Genomic DNA, 17,230 nt, shown 5'->3' with positions numbered 1-17,230 from the left:
GCACCATGGCGGCATGCCCCGCCTGCTCGCCGTGTGCCGCGTCGCCCGCCTCCTGCCCGACTCCGGCACGGTCGGCGTGACCGCGATCGACAAGCGGCCGGTCGAGGGTCCCGTCGGAGTGCGCGACCTGGGCCTCCACGGCGACGTGCAGGCCGATCGCGCGCACCACGGCGGCCTCGACAAGGCGCTCTACGCCTACTCCGACGAGGACGCGCTCTGGTGGGCGGAGCGCCTGGGGCGGCCGGTGGCCGCGGGGATGTTCGGCGAGAACCTGCGGATCGCGGGCCTCGACGTGAGCGGAGCCGTGATCGGCGAGCGCTGGCGGATCGGCGAGGCGGTCGAGGTCGAGGTGACGATGCCGCGGACGCCGTGCGCGACGTTCCAGCGGGCCCTCGGAGAGCCGCAGTGGGTGAAGCGCTTCGCCGACGAGGGGCGCACCGGCGCGTACCTGCGTGTGCTGCACCGCGGATCGGTGGAGGCGGGCGACGCCGTCGAGGTCCTGAGCCGGCCCGGGCACGGCGTCCCGGTCGACCGCTGGTACCGCGAGCACAGCCCGGCGGACGCGCAGGCGCTCCTCGAGGCGGAGGAGGCGGGCGCGCTCCGGCCGGCTCCGGCGCTGCGGGCGTCGATCGAGCGGGCGCTCGCCTGACCCGGTCTACTCCCCGCGCGCCTCGCGCTTGAGGCGGCGCTTGACCGCTCGCTCCGTCAGCACCGTCAGGTAGTCCTGCACGGGCCGGTCCTGCAGGTCCGCGAGCTCCTCGCGCACGAGCGGCGCGACCTGCTCCTCGGAGTGGTCGGGGAACTTCTTGCGCACGTTCGCGGTCACGTCGCGCACCACCTGGTCGAGATCGAAGTCGGTCGTCATGCGGAGATCCTGGCCCCTCCAGGTGAACAGGAGGGGCGCGGAGCCCACGGCCCCGCGCCCCTCCTCCGTGCCGATGGTCAGCTCGCGGCGACGGCGATCTCGTTCGGCGTGACGTCGAGCTCGCCCGTGGCGACGACCTCTCCCGTGGTGAGGTCGACGGCGTGGATGCTGTCGGCGGCCGGGTCGGTCACGTAGGCGATGTCCCCGGCGACCGTGATCGCGGGGTGCGGGTCCTGCCACTCGACCGGGCTCTCCCAGGCGTCGACGACGGGGTAGGAGGCGGTCAGCTCGCCGGTCCCGGGGTCGAGGACGTGGATCGCGCCGTCCGAGGCGATCATGTACGCCAGGTCGTCGGGGCCGCGGGCGACGCCGCGGAAGGTGTACTCGACGCCCTCGGGCAGGTCGACGACGTCGAGGGTCTTCGCCTCGGTGTCGATCAGCGCCACGCGGTGCAGGAGGTAGCCCTCGGCGTCGCGGTCGTCCTTGTAGTCGCCGACGATGATCGGGCTGGTCTCGCTGACCCAGGCGTTGCCCATGCGGCCGTACGGCTGGTCCGGAGCCTCGAGCTTCGTGATCTCGCCGCCGTCGTAGACCAGGGCGCCGTTCTCGCAGCCGAAGACGACGACCTCGTTCTCGGCCGTGCCCTCTCCGTGGACTCCGGGGCACTGGTCGTTCGTGGCCGTCACGGCGTCGGAGGCGTCGCGCACCTCGATGCCGTTGCGCCCGTCGGCATCACCGACCGTGGTGAGGAAGGTGCCGTCCTCGAGGACGATCGAGACGCCGTGGTGCGCCTCGACTCCCGGGATGGTCTCGGTCTCGGGCATCCCGCCCGAGGACGCCAGGTCGGCGGTCTCGAGGACGGTCGTGTCGCTCGTGCCGTCGGCGTAGAGGACGGTCTTCCCGGCGTGCCGGACGACGTGGCCCGGGGTGTCCGCGGGGAAGACGATGTCCGTCAGCTCCGGCTCGCCGCCGGTGCCGGCGGCGGTGTCGAGGAGCTGGAACCCCTCGCTCATGGTGACCATGACGTGGCGGTCGTCGCCGGCGGGGTTGAGGCGGGTGAACTCCTCGGAGTCCATGTCCGCGACGGTCTCGAGGGTCTCGCCGTCCAGGACGAGGATGCCGCCCTCGTAGGCGACGGCGACGCGGGCGCCGGCGGCCGCCGCGGCCTCGGTGGCCGGTGCGGTGGACGCCGAGGACTCGGCGGCCGGGGTCGAGCTCGACGAGCAGGCCGCGAGGACCGTGATCGAGCAGGCGGCGATCAGGCCGAGGCCCGCCCGCCGGACGTGGGGATTCTGCATGGGTGCTTCTTCTTCCTGGTGGTGGATCGGAGGGCTCACGGGGAGAGCCCGGTGGCGATGCGCTGCGTGTTGACGCGCATCATGGCGAGGTAGTCGGGAGCGCCGCCCTCGGGCCCCGTCAGGGACTCCGTGAACAGCTCGACCACCTCCACGCGGATGTCGGCCTCGCTCGCCAGCGCCTGGACCAGGCGGTCGGGAGACGAGGACTCCGCGAAGATCGTGGGGACGCCGGTCTGCTCGACCGCGTCGACGAGATCGGCGAGGTCGGAGGCGGACGGCGCCGCGAGGGTCGTGCCTCCCGGGATGACGGCGCCGACGACGTCGAAGTCGAAGCGGTCGGCGAGGTACCCGAAGACGTGATGGTTGGTGACGAGGGCGCGGCGCTCGGCCGGGATCGCGGCGAACGCCGCGGCCATCTCGGAGTCGAGCCGCTCGAGCTCGGCGCGGTAGCCGTCCGTCCGGTCCCGGACCGCGGTCGGATCGACGCCGTCGAGCGCGGCGAGCACGGGCCCGAGGGAGTCGACGACGTCGATCATCCGGCCGGGGTCCGTCCAGAAGTGCGAGTCCGGGCTCCCCTCCGCGTCGCCCTCGCTGTAGTCGAGGACGTCGACGGCGTCGCCGGCGACGAACGCGGGGACGTCCTCAGCGGAGGCCTCGTCGAGGTGCTGCTGCAGGCCCTCCTCGAGTCCGAGCCCGTTCGAGACGACGAGGTCGGCGGAGCGCAGGCGCGCCGCCTCCTGTGCCGAGATCTCGAAGGAGTGCGGGTCGGCGTCGGGCTTCATCAGCGTGACGATCTGCGCCTCGTCGCCGACGAGCTCGCCCACGACGTCGCCGAGGATGTTGGTGGAGACGATGACGAGGGGCCTCTCGTCCTCCTCCGCCAACGTGCAGCCCGACAGGAGCAGGACCGCCGCGGCGGACGCGAGGGCCCAGCGGCGCCTCATCGGCCCGTCTCCGCCGTGAAGGCCGGCTCGGTGGCGGTCTCGAAGGTGCGGGCGAGGCGCGCGCCGTCCGCGTAGTCGATCTCGTGCAGCTTCCGCTCGGCGGGCGCGCTGAGGTAGGCCCGCTGCTGGTCGGCGATCAGGACGGGCCGCGAGCCGTCCGCGGTCGTGTCCGCGACGAGGGGCGCGGTCTCGGCGAGGACCGCACCGTCGGAGCCGTCGAGCACCAGCACGCGGCCGTCGGCGGCGAGGGCGAGGACGGTCTCGTCCGCGTCGTCCACCGCGGTGACCTGCGCCAGCGGGGCGGGAGAGGGGAGGAGGCTCCAGGAGCGCTCCCGGGTGTCGAGGAGCCAGATGCCCGCGTCCCCGGCGAGGCCGGCGACCGTGGGGCGGCCCTCGCGGTTGTCGAAGGAGGCGGCGGGTGGCGCGGTGGTGCCGGCGGGGTAGGGGATCCGCTCGACGATGAGCTCCTCGTCCTCGATCGACGCCAGGAGTGCGCCGTCGGAGCAGCCGATGACGGCGCCGACGCGGGTGGTGATCGTCCCGGCGGGGTCGGGGCAGGCCTCGCGGAGGCCCGTCGGCTCGCCGTCCGAGTCGTAGCCGGCGACGGCCGCTCCGGATCCGGACCCCTCGGTCACCAGTGCGGACGAGCCGACGGGCACGACCATCCCGGGTCCGGGCTCGACGTCCTTCCGGAACCGCTCGACGATCGCCCCCTTCGACAGCGCCTCGGTGTCGAGGAGGATCGCCTCGCCGGTGTCGGGGAAGAAGAGTCCGGTTCCGCCGGTGGTCGAGAGGTTCGTCGTGGCGACGACGGCCGTCCCGGAGCCCTCGACCGTGCCGATCAGGCGGGGGTCCGCGCGGTAGTAGTGGAAGTGGTCCACGTGGTCCCAGGTCCACACGCCGCTGTCGACGATCTCGACGCCCGCATCGGTCTGGGCGAAGAGGTAGCGGCCGTCGGTCGTCATCGCGCTCGGTGCGCCGATGGTGCCGAGGCCGGTGACCGTCTCGTCGAGGAGGTCGAGGTGCGACACGGCGCCCGACGGGTCGATCGACGTCAGCCCCAGGCGCGGCTCGGCGAGCTCGGCGGCGTTCGCGACGGCGCCGTGGCCGGAGCCCGTGTCGTCCGCGGCCGGCGCGGAGGCATCGGTCGAGCAGGCGGCCAGGCCCAGCGCGAGAGCGCCCAGGAGGACGGTGGAGGCGGTGGTTCGGGAGTGCACGGAGTCCTTTCGAGGGTGAGCGGGGGAGGGGCGGTGCCGGCAGGGCCTCATGCGGCGACCGGCTGAGGGCCCGACCGGGACGCGAGGGCCGACGCGGCCGAGCGGACCGCCCAGGACACCGCGGCGACCGCGATGGCCGTGCCGGCGACCGAGGCGCCCGCGGCCGTGGCCGCGTGCCAGGAGACGAGCAGGCCGACGAGCACGGAGGCCGCGCCGAGGATCGACGCGAGCAGCATCCGGGTCGGGATGCGCGTGGTCCAGTGACCGGCGGCCACCGCGGGAGCCAGCAGGAGCCCGACGACGAGGAGCGAGCCGACCGCCTGGTAGGAGGCGACGACGGCGAGGGTCACCAGGCCGACCAGCGCGGCCTGAGCCGAGCGCGGACCGAGGCCGAGCACCGCGGCGATGCGCGGATCCAGCGCCAGGGCGACGAGCGGGCGGTGGAAGGCCGCTGCGACGAGGAGGCCGACTCCGGCGGCGGCGGCGAGCAGCCCGATGTCGACGGGAGTGATCGCGAGGATGTCGCCGAAGAGGATCGAGGTCGCGTCCGTGGCGAAGCTGCCCGAGTGCGAGATCACGATGACCCCCAGCGCCAGCATGGCGACGAAGAGCAGGCCGATGCTGGTGTCGTAGGACAGTCGTCCGCGCCGCTGCAGGGCCGCGATGCCGAGGCTCATCAGCACCGCGCTGGCTGCGCCGCCCACGAGGACGGGCGCGCCGAGCACCGTCGCGAGGGCGACGCCGGGGAGCATCCCGTGGGCGAGCGCCTCGCCGAGGAAGGCCATCCCGCGGAGGACCACCCAGGTGCCGACGACGCCGCAGAGGACCGCGACGAGGACGCCGCCGAGGAGGGCGCGCTGGAGGAAGTCGAGAGCGAACGGCTCGAGGATTCCGGCGAGGAGGCAGAGCATGGTGCCCGACCGTACACGATAATGAGAACAGTTATCACTGCTGTACGCTCGTCGGGATGGACGTCTCACCCCCGCCCGAGCCCCCGGTCCGCCTCCGAGGCGCTCACGTCGACTTCGGCTCCCGCCGCGCTCTCGCGGGGGTCGATCTCGACGTCGCCGCGCGCTCGCTGACCGTGATCGCCGGGCCGAACGGCGCCGGCAAGTCGACGCTCCTGGAGGTGATCGCGGGAGTGCGTCCACTGACGTCCGGCACGCGGGACGTCACCGGAGCGATCGCCTTCGTGCCGCAGCGGGCGTCGATCCCGGACCGCCTCCCGGTGACGGTGCGCGACGTGGTCGCGGTGGGCACCTGGGGTCGGCTCGGCCGCCTCCGCCGCAGCGACGCGCGCGCGGCGGACGCGATCGCCACCGCGCTCGAGCGGATGGAGATCGCCGCGCTCGCCCGGGAGCCCTTCGCGGTGCTCTCCGGCGGTCAGCGGCAGCGGGCGCTCCTCGCCCAAGGGCTCGCCCGCGGGGCCGGCCTGCTGCTCCTGGACGAGCCCACTACCGGTCTCGATTCAGCGAGTGCGGAGCGGATCCGGTCGGTCCTGCGCGCGGAGGCGGACCGCGGCGCGACCGTGGTCTGCGTCTCGCACGACCCCGCCGTGCTGGCCGACGCGGACCGCGTCGTCGGACTCGTCGACGGGGCCCTCGCTCCGGCGGACCGATCCGTCACCCGCGGCCCGTGAGGCGGGGGCGCACGGGCCGTCCGTGACGGATCGCACCTGAGCGACGGGCCGCGGGCTGGGAGGATGGGGGGATGACCTCGACGCTGCTCGACCGGATGCCGACGCCCGACGCGGACGGGCGCGTCGACGACGACGCGGTCTACCTGGCCTTCACCGAGTGGGCGGAGTCGCGCGGCCTCCCGCTCTACCCGGCGCAGGACGAGTCCATGCTCGAGATCGCCTCCGGCTCCAACCTGATCCTCTCGACGCCCACCGGCACCGGGAAGTCGCTCGTCGCGATCGGCGCGCACGCCGCGGCGCTCGCCTCCGGGCGCCGCAGCTTCTACACGGCACCGATCAAGGCGCTCGTCTCCGAGAAGTTCTTCGCGCTGGTCGACGTCTTCGGCGCCTCCAACGTCGGGATGGTCACCGGCGACTCCTCGGTGAACGCCGACGCGCCGATCATCTGCTGCACGGCCGAGATCCTCGCGAACCTCGCGCTCCGGCACGGCGAGGACACCCCGGTCGACCAGGTCGTGATGGACGAGTTCCACTTCTACGCGGACCCGGCGCGCGGCTGGGCCTGGCAGGTGCCGCTGCTCACCCTCCCTCACGTGCAGTTCGTGCTGATGTCGGCCACCCTCGGCGACGTGACGGCGCTCGCCGCCGACCTCAGCCGCCGCACGGGCCGGGAGACCGCCCGGGTCACCGGCGTGGAGCGCCCGGTGCCGCTGCACTACTTCTACGAGATCGCTCCGATCCACGACTCCATCGAGGAGCTGCTCTCGACGAACCAGTCGCCGGTCTACGTCGTGCACTTCTCGCAGGCGGCCGCTCTCGAGCGCGCGCAGGCGCTCACCAGCGCGAACATCGCCACCCGCGAGCACCGCGACCGCATCGCCGAGGTGATCGGCGGCTTCCGCTTCACCACCGCGTTCGGCAAGACCCTCTCCCGGCTGCTCCGGCTGGGGATCGGCGTCCACCACGCGGGCATGCTGCCGAAGTACCGCCGCCTGGTCGAGCAGCTCGCCCAGCAGGGCATGCTGCGCGTGATCTGCGGCACGGACACCCTCGGCGTCGGCATCAACGTCCCCATCCGCACCGTGCTGCTCACCGCGCTGACCAAGTACGACGGCACCCGGACCCGCCAGCTCTCGGCCCGCGAGTTCCACCAGATCGCCGGCCGCGCCGGTCGCGCCGGGTACGACACCGCCGGGACCGTGGTCGTGCAGGCCCCCGAGCACGAGTCCGAGAACCGGAAGGCGCTCGACAAGATGGGCGACGACCCGAAGAAGCGGAGGAAGTGGGTCGCCAAGCGCGCGCCGCAGGGCTTCGTCAGCTGGGGCGAGCCGAGCTTCCGCAAGCTCGTCGACGCCGAGCCCGAGACGCTGACCTCGCACATGACGATCACGTCGGCGATGCTGCTGAACGTGATCGCCCGCGGCGGCGACGCCTACGCGAACGTGCACGCCCTGATCTTCGACAACCACGAGCCGTGGAAGCGGCAGCTGCAGCTCGCCCGCCGGGCGCTCGGCATCTACCGGACGCTGCGGGAGGCGGGCGTGGTCGAGCAGAGCGTCGGCGCCGACGGCGTGACCCGCATCCGCCTGACCGTCGACCTGCAGCCGAACTTCGCGCTCAACCAGCCGCTATCGCCGTTCGCGCTGGCCGTGTTCGACGTTCTCGACCCGGAGTCGCCGAGCTTCGCGCTCGACGTGATCTCGGTGCTCGAGGCGACCCTCGACGACCCGCGCCCGATCCTGGGGGCCCAGCAGTTCCAGGCCCGCGGCGAGGCCGTCGCCGCGATGAAGGCCGACGGGATCGAGTACGAGGAGCGGATGGAGCTGCTCGAGTCCGTCACGCACCCCAAGCCGCTCGAGGAGCTCCTCGAGGCGACCTTCGAGACCTACACCGCGGCGCAGCCGTGGGTGAAGGACTTCGAGCTCTCGCCGAAGTCGGTCGTGCGCGACATGTACGAGCGGGCGATGTCCTTCGGCGAGTACACCGCGTTCTACAAGCTCTCCCGCTCGGAGGGACTGGTGCTGCGCTACCTGTCCGACGCGTTCCGCGCGGCCCGGCAGACCATCCCCGACGAGCTGAAGAACGAGGAGCTGCACGACCTGATCGAGTGGCTGGGCGAGCTCGTGCGCCAGGTCGACTCCTCGCTGGTCGACGAGTGGGAGGAGCTGGTCAATCCGGCGCTCCACGCGGCGGACCAGGCGATCGTGCCGCCCGCTCCGCGCCGCCTCACCGCGAACCACCGCGCCTTCCGCGTGCTGGTGCGCAACGAGATGTTCCGCCGGGTGACCCTCGCCGCCCTCGACGACCACGAGGCGCTCGGCGAGCTCGACGCCGCCGCCGGCTTCGACGCCGACGCGTGGGGCGCCGCGCTGGACGACTACTACGACGAGCACGACAGCATCGGCATCGGGCCCGACGCCCGGGGGCCGAAGATGCTGCTCGTCACGGAGGAGCCGACGCAGTGGCTCGTGCGGCAGATCTTCGACGATCCGGCCGGCGACCACGACTGGGGGATCTCGGCGACCGTCGACCTCGCCGAGTCGGACGAGCAGGGTGCGGCCGTCGTCCGCGTCACCTCGGTCGGCCGCCTGGACTGATCAGCGGCCGCGCTTCTCCCGGCGCTGCATCTCGGCGGCGATGTCCGCCTCGGTGATCTCCTTGCGGGCGGGACCCCAGATCGACGCGGCCTGGCCGACGACGCCGATCCCGATCCCGATCATCGGCCAGATCGGCCAGAAGTAGCCGTCGGCCCCTGTGCCGACCCAGACGGCGGTCGTGATCGCCGAGACGCTCGCCCATCCGCCGACCGATCCCAGGAAGTCGCGGCGCCGCTTGACCTCGCGCACAGCGAGCGCGCGCTCGGCGTCCTCGACGCGGGCGGTCTCCACCTCCTCGCCGGAGGCGTCCGCCGGGACGACCTCCGCGGACCGGTCTCGCCGGGCGGACGGGTCCGGAGTTCCCCACTCGTTCGTCATGCGGCCAGCCTACGCACGGGCCGTCGGCAGCGGTACGCGGGCTTCAGGGGGCGGCCGCCTGCTCCGGCTGGCAGTGCGGGCACCACCAGGTGCGGCGCTGCTCGGGGTCGTCGCGGACCTCGTCGCGGACGAGCACCGTCGTGCCGCAGCGCAGGCACGGGCGCCCGGCGCGCCCCGCGACCCAGTGCCGCTCGCCGCGGCGGGTGTCACCGGTGGTGGTCTGGAACATCCCCGGGATCGTGCCGGAGGCGCGGAGGCCTCTCGCCGCGGTCGCCACGAGGGCGCGGACGTCGAGGGAGCCGATCGGCCGCCAGGGCCAGACCCCGCGGAGGAAGCAGGCCTCGTTGGCCCAGAGGTTGCCGAGGCCCGCGAGGCAGCGCTGGTCGAGGAGTGCGGCGACGACGGGCCGGTCCGGGAGGCGGGAGAGGCGCCGGACGGCCTCGTCGGCGTCCCAGTCCGCGCGGAGCGGGTCGGGCCCGAGGTGCCCGACGGCGCGCGGCTCGTCGCGGGTGGCGAGGAGCTCGACGACCGGGAGGTCGATGCCCCACACGGTCGAGTCGTCGTCGAGGCGGAGGCGGACGCGGACGTCCTTCTGCACCGAGCGGGGGACCGCTCGGCCGGGAGCGGTCACGGTCCAGGAGCCCTGCATCCGCAGGTGGGTGTGCAGGGTCGTTCCGCCGGAGAAGCGGGTGAGGAGGTGCTTGCCGTGGGTGTCGTGCTCGAGGATCCTCAGCCCGGCGAGGGAAGTGCCGGCCGCGTCCCCGGAGCGCAGCTCGCCCTCGAGGACGGTGCGACCGTCCGCCGCCCGCCTGAGGCGGGCGGCGAGACGGTGCACACTGTCTCCCTCGGGCATCCCCGAACTCTAGGAGCCGGAGCTCGTCGAGGTCAGGGGTCGCGCGGGATCAGGCGCCGCGGTACGCCTGCTTGTAGACGCGCTCGGTGCCGTCGGGCGCGGTGACCTCGATGGTCGCCGTGCCGGCCTTGATGGGCTTGAAGACGGTCACGGTCTTCACCGTGAACGACTGGCCGGGCTTGACCGTCTTCTTCGTCTTGCTGCCGTACGCCGTCGTGATCTCGATCGAGACCGTCTCGTCGCCGTTGTTCACCGCCGACACCGTCAGCGTCCGCACGACGGCGAGGCGCTTGGTGGAGGCGGTGGTCGCGACGTCGATGACCGTGACGGGCTCGGGCTCCGGGTCCGTCTGGGTCTCGGGCAGGTCGAGGCCGACGACGACCGGGTCGTGGTCGCTGGAGCGGTACGCCGAGGTGTCGTAGAAGATCGTCGCGTTGTAGTCGTAGCGGCTGTACTCCAGTGCCACGGACTCGCCGCTGTTGATGTTCCAGGTGTCGACCCCGGTGACCGTCCTGTCGGCCGCGGGCGAGGCGAAGACGTGATCCAGCGAGCCGACCGCGCCGTCGAACGAGTACGAGTACTTGCCGTCCTTCGCACCCTGGTCGATGTAGCCGGCGTCGGTGATCACCTTCACCGGGTCCTCCTTCGAGTAGGCGTTGAAGTCGCCCAGCAGGTAGACGAGCTCGGTGGCCTTCTCGGTGCGGAGGCGGTCGGCGAAGGCGACGAGGGCGGTCGCCTGCTTCACGCGCGAGGCGTTCGAGGCGCCCTGGCCGTCGCCCTGGTCGGCGTCGGCGCCGGATCCGGAGCCCTTCGACTTGAAGTGGTTCACGATCGCGACGAACTCGCTGGCGCTGTCGCCGAGGAGGCGGAACTCCTGGGCGAGGGGCTTGCGGGCGTTCGAGAAGTTCACCGTGTCGTTGAGCACGACGGACTCGCCGACCGGCTCGATGACGGCCTTCTTGTAGATGAAGGCGGTGCGGATGACGTCCTCGTCCGCGAGCGCGGGGAGCGCTGCGGGGGAGGGTACGTAGGCCCAGACCTCGGAGCCGGCCGCCGTGTTCAGCGCGGCGGTCAGGTTGGCGAGGGCCTCGTCGCGCGGCTTGCCGAACTTGGCCGAGTTCTCGATCTCCTCGAGCGAGACGACGCCCGCGCCGAGGGTGTTGATCGCGGTCACGATCTTGGCCTGCTGGCGCTCGAGGTCATCGGCGTTCGCCGCTCCGCGGGCGTCGCAGCCGCTGTTGACCGTGACGGGGTCGCCGTCGCGGTCGGTGTAGAAGGTGCAGCCGGTGATCGAGTCGCCGGTGGTGGAGAAGTAGTTGAGCACGTTGAAGGACGCGATCGAGAGGTCGCCGCCGACGGCCTCGGGCTTCGCGGTCCGGGTGTTCGCGAAGGTCGCGGGCTGCACGTCGCCGGCGTTCTCGACGGTCAGCTGCGTGGTGGGCTGGAAGGCCCAGCCGCCGTTGCGGTAGTCGAGGACGACGGGGCGGGTGAAGGTCGCCGGAGCACCCACGCGGATCGGCGCGGTGGTGGTGAGGTAGGGCAGCGGGATCGCCTTGTTCGCGGCGGCGCCGAGGAAGTTGATCGAGGCGCCGTCGTCGAGGGTGATCGCGCGGGCGGCGTTGTCGGCGACGACGGCCGCGAGCTCCGGCGAGCCGGGGCGGGCGACCTCGGTCGGCGTGAGCAGCGGGGACGTGCCGGCGGCGAGGCCGACCGAGCCGAAGCTGTTCAGGTCGAAGGTGTCGGTGACCGTGTAGGCGCCCTGCGGAGCGATCAGCATGCTCTCGAGCACCTCGCGCTCGGCGGCGGTGCGGGGGAGCGCGACGGCGGCCGGGACCGGCGCTGCGGCGGCGTCGTCGAGCTTCACGACGGTCGCGGCCGAGGTCGGGGTGAGCTCGGTCAGGCCGTTGTACTCGCTCACCTCGCCGGTGATGCGCAGGTGGTCGCCGATCGCGACCGACCCGACGGAGGCGGAGGAGAAGACGAAGACGGCGTCGGAGGCCGTGCGCGAGCTCTCGCCGCCGGTGCCGGGGGTCTGGATGACGTAGCCGTTGTAGCCGCCGGACGGGTAGCGCGCGGTGACGACGCCGGAGGTGGTGACGGTGCTGCCGACGAGCGGCGACGCGTCGCCGGTGCCCTGGATCTCCGCGATGGAGACGGCCGGGATCTCGGCCGGCGGGGTGGTCGGCGGGGTAGTCGTCGGCGGCGTCGTGGGCTCGGGCTCGGATCCTCCGCCCGCGGCCTGCGGGGTCGGTGCGCCGAGCGCGAAGTCGGCCGAGTTGACGTCGGTGTCGCCGGTGGCGGTGTCTGCGCGGGCGATCGTCTGGGTGAGGGAGGGCACCGTGGCGACGGACGACTCGAAGGTGTTCGAGGTGCCGTAGCCGACGAGGTCGATCACCGCGTCCGGCTGGGCGGCGGCGCCGGTGGGCGGCGCCACGAGCGCCGAGGTCCCGTCGACGAGGAAGAGGGTGCCGCCCGCGGCGGCCATGTTGAGGCCGTTCGCGCTCTGGTCGGGCGTCGGCAGGGCCGCGCCGTTGGTGCCGTTGCTGGCGCCGGCGAGCAGGAAGTGGCCGCCCGCGGGCACCGAGCCGGTGAGCGGCACGGTCGTGGTGGGGTTCGCGGTGCCGGTCGCCGAGCGGTACTGGATCGAGAGGCCGCCGAGGGCGATCTCGGCGGCGGTGGGGTTGTAGAGCTCCACGTAGCGGTTGCTGAACGCGGCACCGGCGGAGCCTCCGCGGGCGAAGACCTCGCTGATGACGAGCTCGTCGCCCGAGGGCGCGGCCGCGGCGGAGGTCGCGACCAGCGGAGCGGCCGCCAGGGCCAGTCCGGTCAGGGCCGCCAGGCCGAGCCCGCGCCTCCGGCGGCGGTCGGGCGGGGTGGGAGAGTCGGGCATGGTGGTCCTCTCGATCGCCGCTCGGAAGAGCGGTCGCAGCGTCGTCGCGCGGCGCGGCCGGCGCACCCCCGGAAGGGGCACGCATGGTCACGCTATGCAGTGCGGGTGCCCGGCCTGTGAACCGGACGTTTCATGAACGTAAACTCATCCACCGACATCGGGGCGCGCGGGTGCCGCTCGCGGCGCGTTCGCGGCTTCGCGGGCCACACTCGTCGGATGATCTCCTTCGAGCTGGCCCGTGCCCTGCGCACGGCGGGCGTGCGCTGGACGCCCCGCACCGGTGACCGCTTCCGCATCGAGCGGGAGGGCTTCGACGGCGACGTCTTCACCGTCAGCGACATGACCATCGAGGCGCACGAGTACCCGAGCGGGACCGTCCTCGGCTTCAACGGCACCACGGAATGGGCGCTCGACTCCGTCTCCCTGGAGGACTCGCTCTGGCTGCCGCGGGAGGACCAGCTGCGCGAGCTCCTCCGCGGGACCTTCCGCTCCCTCCGTCGCCTCGCCGAGCCGGAGACGCGGTTCGCCGTCGAGGTCGAGCTCGGCGGCCGGGCGCGGACCTTCGAGGACGCGGCGGCCGAGAACGCCTACGCGGAGGCGCTGCTCGCGCTGGTCAGCTCGGTCGCGGTCGACCTCGACGACGTGGACGAGCTGGACGCGGCCGACGAGCCCGACCGGGCGGCCGAGCGGGCCTGAGGCTCCGTCCGACCCCGACCCTCCGCATCCGGCGGGGCTAGGACGCCGCCTTCTCCGCCGCCGCGGTCTTCTTCGGGGTCCGCTTCTTCGCAGGCGCGTCGGCGCCCTTCTCCGTGTCGGCCTTCTTCGCCGCGGGCTTCTTCTTCGCGGCGGTCGTCGCCGGAGTCTTCGCCGCCTTCTTCGGGGCGGGCTTCGTCGCGGCCTTCTTCTCGGCGGGAGCCTCCTCCGCCGGCGCGCCCTTCGCCCCGCGGCTGCGCTCGACCGAGCGCTTGAGCGCCTCCATCAGGTCGAGCACCTCGCCGCCGCCCTCCTCCTCCGGCGCCTCGCCGAAGGTCGCGGCGGTGTCGAGGGCGTCGCCCTGCTCGATCTTGGCGTCGATCAGCGTGCGCAGCTCCTCCTGGTACGCGTCGTGGAACTTCGCGGCGTCGAAGTCCTCGGAGTAGGAGTCGACCAGGTGCGCCGACATCTCGAGCTCGCGCGCCGCGATCCGGGTGCTGCCCTCCAGCGACGGGAACTCGACCTCCCGCACCTCGTCCGCCCAGAGCAGGGTCTGCAGCATCAGGAGCTTGCCGCGCACGCGCAGCGCGGCGAGGCGGGTCTTCTGCCGCAGCGCGAACTCGACGATCGCGGTGCGGTCCGTCTGCTCGAGGGTGCGGCGCAGCAGGACGTAGGCCTTGGGGGAGGAGGAGTCGGGCTCCAGGATGTAGGCGCGGTCGAACATGATCGGGTCGACCTGCTCGCTGGGCACGAACTGCACGACGTCGATCTCGCGGTCGCGCTCCTCCGGCAGCGCCTTGAGCTCGTCCTTGGACAGGACCACGGTGCGCTCGCCGTCGTCGTAGGCCTTGTCGATGTGGTCGAAGGTGACGACCTCGCCGCAGATCTCGCACTTGCGCTGATACCGGATCCGCCCGCCGTCCTTGTCGTGGACCTGGTGCAGCGGGATGTCGTGGTCCTCGGTCGCGCTGTAGATCTTCACCGGCACGTTGACCAGGCCGAAGGTTATCGCGCCCTTCCAGATGGCTCGCATGCGCCCAGTGAACACCGTGTCCCCCGGCCGCCGGAAGCCCTGTCGGACGCGAGGGAGCCCCCGACCGTCGAAGGGACCCGCTGCAGCGGGTGGTCTCGACGGTCCGGGGTCCCCCCAGGGCGGAACGACGGTGCCGTCCGGTCGTCGCGCGGGGCGACGGCCGGACGGCACCGGGGCGGTGGCGGCTAGGCGCGCTCGGCGCGCCGGCGGCGCAGCGCGGCGAGCAGGAGCCCGCCGACGCCGCCGGTGATCAGCAGTCCGCCGAGGCCCAGCGGCAGGCCGACGTCGGCTCCCGTCGAGGCCAGGGGCGGGCGGCCGCCGGGGTGCGGCGCCACGGCGGTCGGCGTGCTGCTCGGGGTGGGAGCGGCCGTCGGCGCGGTGGTGGGCGCGGTCGTCGGGGCGACGGTCGGCTGCGCGGTCGGAGCGACGGTCGGCTCGGCGGTCGGGGCCACGGTGGGCTCCGGCGTCGGGGTCGGCGTGGTCGGGTCCTTCTCGGCGTCGATCGCGGAGGTGTCCGCGGCGAACGAGGCGGTCACGAAGGCGATGGCCTTCGACGTGATGCCGAGCGCCTCCTGGTTGATGTTGTCGATGTCGTCGGCGGCGGAGTGGTAGTTCGGGTCGTGCGTGATGCCGGCGGTGCCGCCGAACAGCGCGACCTCCTCCTCCGTCTTGACGTCGTCGGCGCCGGTGAAGACGCCCGAGGACGGGATGCCGACCGAGATGAAGCCGTCGTAGTCGCTGCGTCCGTCGAACGCGGTGTCGATCCAGGGCTGGTCGATCGAGTCGAAGTAGTCGGTGAACGCCTTCTCGGTCGCGATCGAGCCGGCGGGCACGTCCACGGGGGCCTCGTAGGTGGACTGGTCCGCGTCGTAGACGGAGATCACGTAGTTCGGCGAGGCGACCATGTCGAAGTTCATGTAGGTCGCGATCTTCGAGGCGTCCTCCTCCGTCAGGGAGTCGACGTAGGTGTAGGAGCCGACCAGGCCCACCTCCTCGGCGCCCCACCAGGCGAAGCGGACCGCGTTGGTCGTGTCGCCCGCGGCGGCCAGCTGCACGGCCGTCTCGAGCAGCGTCGCGGATCCGGAGCCGTTGTCGTTGATGCCGGGGCCGGCGGGCACGCTGTCGAGGTGCGCGCCGAGCATGACCACGTTGTCGTGGTCGCCGCCCGGGGTCTCCGTGACGATGTTGAAGGTCTCCACCTCGGTCGTCGTCTGGTCGATGAGGACCGAGACGCTCGCGGGGAGCGACGCCAGCAGCGCCTGACCCTCGGCCTGCGTGACGCCGACGCCGGGGACGGCGGCCTCGTCCTGTCCGCCGAACGTCCCGTTGAGGGCGTCGCTCGGCGCGTTGTCGTAGATGATGATCGCGGCGGCGCCGGCGGCACCGGCGGCGACCGACTTCTCGAGGAAGCTGCAGGAGCCGCGGCTGACGAGCGCGACCTTCCCGGTGGCGTCGAGGCCGGTCCAGGCGTCCGTGGTGCAGCCGAGCGGATCGACGGGGGCGATGAGCTCACCGGTCACGCCGCCCTCGGGCGTCGACGGAGTGAACTCCATCGGGGTGCCGACGGCGCCGGTCCCGGTGGTCAGCGTGAACGCGTCGATCGTCTGCGTCGCGGTGGTGAAGTCCTGGCGCTGCGTCGTGTAGCCGGCGCCCGCGAGGACCTTCTCCACGTACTCGCCGCTCAGCTCATAGCCCGGGGTGCCGATCGCGCGGGTGCCGCCGTTGGCGTCCGCGATCGACTGGAGCGCCTCCAGGTGGGTCATGATGCCGTCGACCGTGACGGTGTCGGCGAAGTCGACCGGCTCGACGGCGCTCGCCGTCGGCGCGAAGGCGAAGCCGGCGACGAGGGCGCCCGCTCCGATCATCGCGCTCGAGCCGATCAGCGAGCGGCGTCGGCGGACGCTCGGGGTGTTCGTGGTGGTTCGCGCCACTGGGGCTCCCTCTCCTCGAGAACGGGCCGCCGCGTCGGCGGCCCCGACGCGCACCTCCCGAAGACTGGGAGGGGATCGCGTCCTCTGCGAGGGTATTCACAGGAAACGGTGCGGCCCAGTCCCCCCTGCCAGATTTCATCCGGACGAAACACGGACCGGGCCGGCGGGTCGGTCAGGCCGTCGCCGGGCTCTCGGCCCACTCGCGGAGCATCGCGAGCGTCTCCTCCGGACGGTCGCGGTGGGGGCTGTGACCTGCGCCCGCCACGACCGCGTACCGGATGCGCGGATTCGCGCGCAGCACCAGGGCGGCGAGGGAGAGAGGGAGCAGCGTCTCGACCTGCGGGTCGCCGGCCAGCACGAGGACCGGCGGGCGGAGGCCCGGCAGGTCCGCCAGCAGGTCCCACGGGTCGTTGTCGTCGATCGTCGCCGCCACCGCGGCCGGATCGGCGGCCCGCACCGCGGCGAGCTTCTCGGCCCGGTCCCGCTCGTCCCAGAGCGGCTGCGCGACAGCGAGCTCCTCGGCCGAGACCGCGAGACCGGCGAGCTCGCCCGCGCGGACGGCGGCCCGCTGCTCCGGGGCGAGCCGGAGCACCGGGTCCAGCAGCGCCAGGCGCCCCGCCCAGCCGGACTCGCGGGCGGCGGCGCGCACCGCGACCGCTCCGCCGAGCGAGTGCCCGACGACGAGGTCGAACCGTCCCCGCGCGAGGGCGTCGTCGGCGTAGGCGTCGTGGCGGGCGGAGCCGCCGCGCGGCCCGTCGCCGTGTCCGCGCAGGTCGGGAGCGGAGACGCTCCAGCCCGCCGCGGTCAGCTCGCGGCTCAGCCGCCACCAGGTGCGGCCCGAGCCGCCCAGGCCGTGCAGGAGCAGGACCCTGCCCGCCGTCATCGCCGGAGC

At 73.1% G+C, this 17,230-nt stretch carries 15 protein-coding genes; 4 read left to right on the top strand and 11 right to left on the bottom strand.

Annotated elements, in window-relative coordinates:
• Nucleotides 1-13 precede the first annotated feature (13 nt).
• Complete coding sequence (locus C5C63_RS06105; protein ID WP_104325690.1) at nucleotides 14-649, top strand: MOSC domain-containing protein; 636 nt, start codon at nucleotides 14-16, stop codon at nucleotides 647-649.
• 6 nt (nucleotides 650-655) lie between these two features.
• Here the strand turns inward: C5C63_RS06105 and C5C63_RS06100 are convergent, their stop codons facing one another.
• The 5 genes from C5C63_RS06100 to aztB all read right to left on the bottom strand — a co-directional run bounded on the left by C5C63_RS06100 (nucleotide 656) and on the right by aztB (nucleotide 5,235).
• Nucleotides 656-865, bottom strand: coding sequence for a three-helix bundle dimerization domain-containing protein (locus C5C63_RS06100; protein ID WP_104262881.1), 210 nt, complete (start codon nucleotides 863-865; stop codon nucleotides 656-658).
• A gap of 77 nt (nucleotides 866-942) precedes the next feature.
• Nucleotides 943-2,163 carry a zinc metallochaperone AztD gene (gene aztD, locus C5C63_RS06095; RefSeq protein WP_104325689.1) on the bottom strand — a complete coding sequence of 407 codons (1,221 nt, stop codon included), beginning with the start codon at nucleotides 2,161-2,163 and terminating at the stop codon, nucleotides 943-945.
• A gap of 35 nt (nucleotides 2,164-2,198) precedes the next feature.
• A complete protein-coding gene (gene aztC / locus C5C63_RS06090; protein WP_104325688.1) occupies nucleotides 2,199-3,107 on the bottom strand; it encodes a zinc ABC transporter substrate-binding protein AztC in 909 nt (302 codons plus the stop codon).
• Nucleotides 3,104-4,324 (bottom strand): ABC transporter, encoded by a 1,221-nt coding sequence (locus tag C5C63_RS06085; protein WP_104325687.1) that lies wholly within the window; start codon nucleotides 4,322-4,324, stop codon nucleotides 3,104-3,106. The genes aztC and C5C63_RS06085 overlap by 4 nt, the downstream gene beginning before the upstream one ends.
• Nucleotides 4,325-4,371: 47 nt before the next feature.
• Nucleotides 4,372-5,235, bottom strand: coding sequence for a zinc ABC transporter permease AztB (gene aztB / locus C5C63_RS06080; protein ID WP_104325686.1), 864 nt, complete (start codon nucleotides 5,233-5,235; stop codon nucleotides 4,372-4,374).
• Nucleotides 5,236-5,291: 56 nt separating this feature from the next.
• Here aztB and aztA point away from each other — a divergent pair, with 56 nt between their 5' ends.
• Both aztA and C5C63_RS06070 read left to right on the top strand, forming a co-directional pair.
• The gene (gene aztA / locus C5C63_RS06075; protein ID WP_104325685.1) at nucleotides 5,292-5,963 is read left to right on the top strand and encodes a zinc ABC transporter ATP-binding protein AztA; all 672 of its coding nucleotides are present in this window, start codon (nucleotides 5,292-5,294) and stop codon (nucleotides 5,961-5,963) included.
• Between the two features lie 71 nt (nucleotides 5,964-6,034).
• Nucleotides 6,035-8,560 (top strand): RNA helicase, encoded by a 2,526-nt coding sequence (locus C5C63_RS06070; protein WP_104325684.1) that lies wholly within the window; start codon nucleotides 6,035-6,037, stop codon nucleotides 8,558-8,560.
• Here C5C63_RS06070 and C5C63_RS06065 read toward each other — a convergent pair whose 3' ends face one another.
• The 3 genes from C5C63_RS06065 to C5C63_RS06055 are packed head-to-tail and all read right to left on the bottom strand — an operon-like array spanning nucleotide 8,561 to nucleotide 12,681.
• A complete protein-coding gene (locus C5C63_RS06065; RefSeq protein ID WP_104325683.1) occupies nucleotides 8,561-8,938 on the bottom strand; it encodes a 2TM domain-containing protein in 378 nt (125 codons plus the stop codon). It abuts the gene before it with no gap.
• 43 nt (nucleotides 8,939-8,981) lie between these two features.
• Complete coding sequence (locus tag C5C63_RS06060; RefSeq protein ID WP_104292293.1) at nucleotides 8,982-9,791, bottom strand: DNA-formamidopyrimidine glycosylase family protein; 810 nt, start codon at nucleotides 9,789-9,791, stop codon at nucleotides 8,982-8,984.
• 49 nt (nucleotides 9,792-9,840) lie between these two features.
• Nucleotides 9,841-12,681, bottom strand: a complete 2,841-nt coding sequence (locus tag C5C63_RS06055) for an ExeM/NucH family extracellular endonuclease (RefSeq protein ID WP_104292294.1) — start codon at nucleotides 12,679-12,681, stop codon at nucleotides 9,841-9,843.
• A gap of 216 nt (nucleotides 12,682-12,897) precedes the next feature.
• On the opposite strand from C5C63_RS06055, the gene C5C63_RS06050 reads away from it, so the two are divergent.
• A complete protein-coding gene (locus C5C63_RS06050; RefSeq protein WP_244229602.1) occupies nucleotides 12,898-13,377 on the top strand; it encodes a pilus assembly protein CpaE in 480 nt (159 codons plus the stop codon).
• 37 nt (nucleotides 13,378-13,414) lie between these two features.
• Here C5C63_RS06050 and C5C63_RS06045 read toward each other — a convergent pair whose 3' ends face one another.
• The 3 genes from C5C63_RS06045 to C5C63_RS06035 form a co-directional block, all read right to left on the bottom strand.
• A complete protein-coding gene (locus C5C63_RS06045; RefSeq protein ID WP_104292295.1) occupies nucleotides 13,415-14,407 on the bottom strand; it encodes a Ku protein in 993 nt (330 codons plus the stop codon).
• A gap of 185 nt (nucleotides 14,408-14,592) precedes the next feature.
• Entirely contained in the window at nucleotides 14,593-16,338 is a 1,746-nt protein-coding gene (locus tag C5C63_RS06040; protein ID WP_104325682.1) for a M28 family peptidase, read from the bottom strand.
• Nucleotides 16,339-16,510: 172 nt separating this feature from the next.
• Nucleotides 16,511-17,221, bottom strand: coding sequence for an alpha/beta fold hydrolase (locus tag C5C63_RS06035; RefSeq protein WP_104292297.1), 711 nt, complete (start codon nucleotides 17,219-17,221; stop codon nucleotides 16,511-16,513).
• Nucleotides 17,222-17,230 lie beyond the last annotated feature (9 nt).

The sequence above is a fragment of the Rathayibacter sp. AY1B8 genome (assembly GCF_002932775.1).
Taxonomy (GTDB): Bacteria; Actinomycetota; Actinomycetes; order Actinomycetales; family Microbacteriaceae; genus Rathayibacter.
The sequence above is the reverse complement of the archived record's forward strand: the minus strand, read 5'-3'. Positions and strand labels throughout refer to the sequence as shown.

What these genes read in the sequence shown, in the direction of transcription:
- aztC (WP_104325688.1), bottom strand. Translation starts at nt 3,107, where the DNA reads ATGAGGCGCCGCTGGGCCCTCGCGTCCGCCGCGGCGGTCCTGCTCCTG.
- C5C63_RS06055 (WP_104292294.1), bottom strand. Translation starts at nt 12,681, where the DNA reads ATGCCCGACTCTCCCACCCCGCCCGACCGCCGCCGGAGGCGCGGGCTC.
- aztA (WP_104325685.1), top strand. Translation starts at nt 5,292, where the DNA reads ATGGACGTCTCACCCCCGCCCGAGCCCCCGGTCCGCCTCCGAGGCGCT.
- C5C63_RS06045 (WP_104292295.1), bottom strand. Translation starts at nt 14,407, where the DNA reads ATGCGAGCCATCTGGAAGGGCGCGATAACCTTCGGCCTGGTCAACGTG.
- aztB (WP_104325686.1), bottom strand. Translation starts at nt 5,235, where the DNA reads ATGCTCTGCCTCCTCGCCGGAATCCTCGAGCCGTTCGCTCTCGACTTC.
- C5C63_RS06070 (WP_104325684.1), top strand. Translation starts at nt 6,035, where the DNA reads ATGACCTCGACGCTGCTCGACCGGATGCCGACGCCCGACGCGGACGGG.
- C5C63_RS06035 (WP_104292297.1), bottom strand. Translation starts at nt 17,221, where the DNA reads ATGACGGCGGGCAGGGTCCTGCTCCTGCACGGCCTGGGCGGCTCGGGC.
- C5C63_RS06065 (WP_104325683.1), bottom strand. Translation starts at nt 8,938, where the DNA reads ATGACGAACGAGTGGGGAACTCCGGACCCGTCCGCCCGGCGAGACCGG.
- C5C63_RS06060 (WP_104292293.1), bottom strand. Translation starts at nt 9,791, where the DNA reads ATGCCCGAGGGAGACAGTGTGCACCGTCTCGCCGCCCGCCTCAGGCGG.
- aztD (WP_104325689.1), bottom strand. Translation starts at nt 2,163, where the DNA reads ATGCAGAATCCCCACGTCCGGCGGGCGGGCCTCGGCCTGATCGCCGCC.
- C5C63_RS06105 (WP_104325690.1), top strand. Translation starts at nt 14, where the DNA reads ATGCCCCGCCTGCTCGCCGTGTGCCGCGTCGCCCGCCTCCTGCCCGAC.
- C5C63_RS06100 (WP_104262881.1), bottom strand. Translation starts at nt 865, where the DNA reads ATGACGACCGACTTCGATCTCGACCAGGTGGTGCGCGACGTGACCGCG.
- C5C63_RS06050 (WP_244229602.1), top strand. Translation starts at nt 12,898, where the DNA reads ATGATCTCCTTCGAGCTGGCCCGTGCCCTGCGCACGGCGGGCGTGCGC.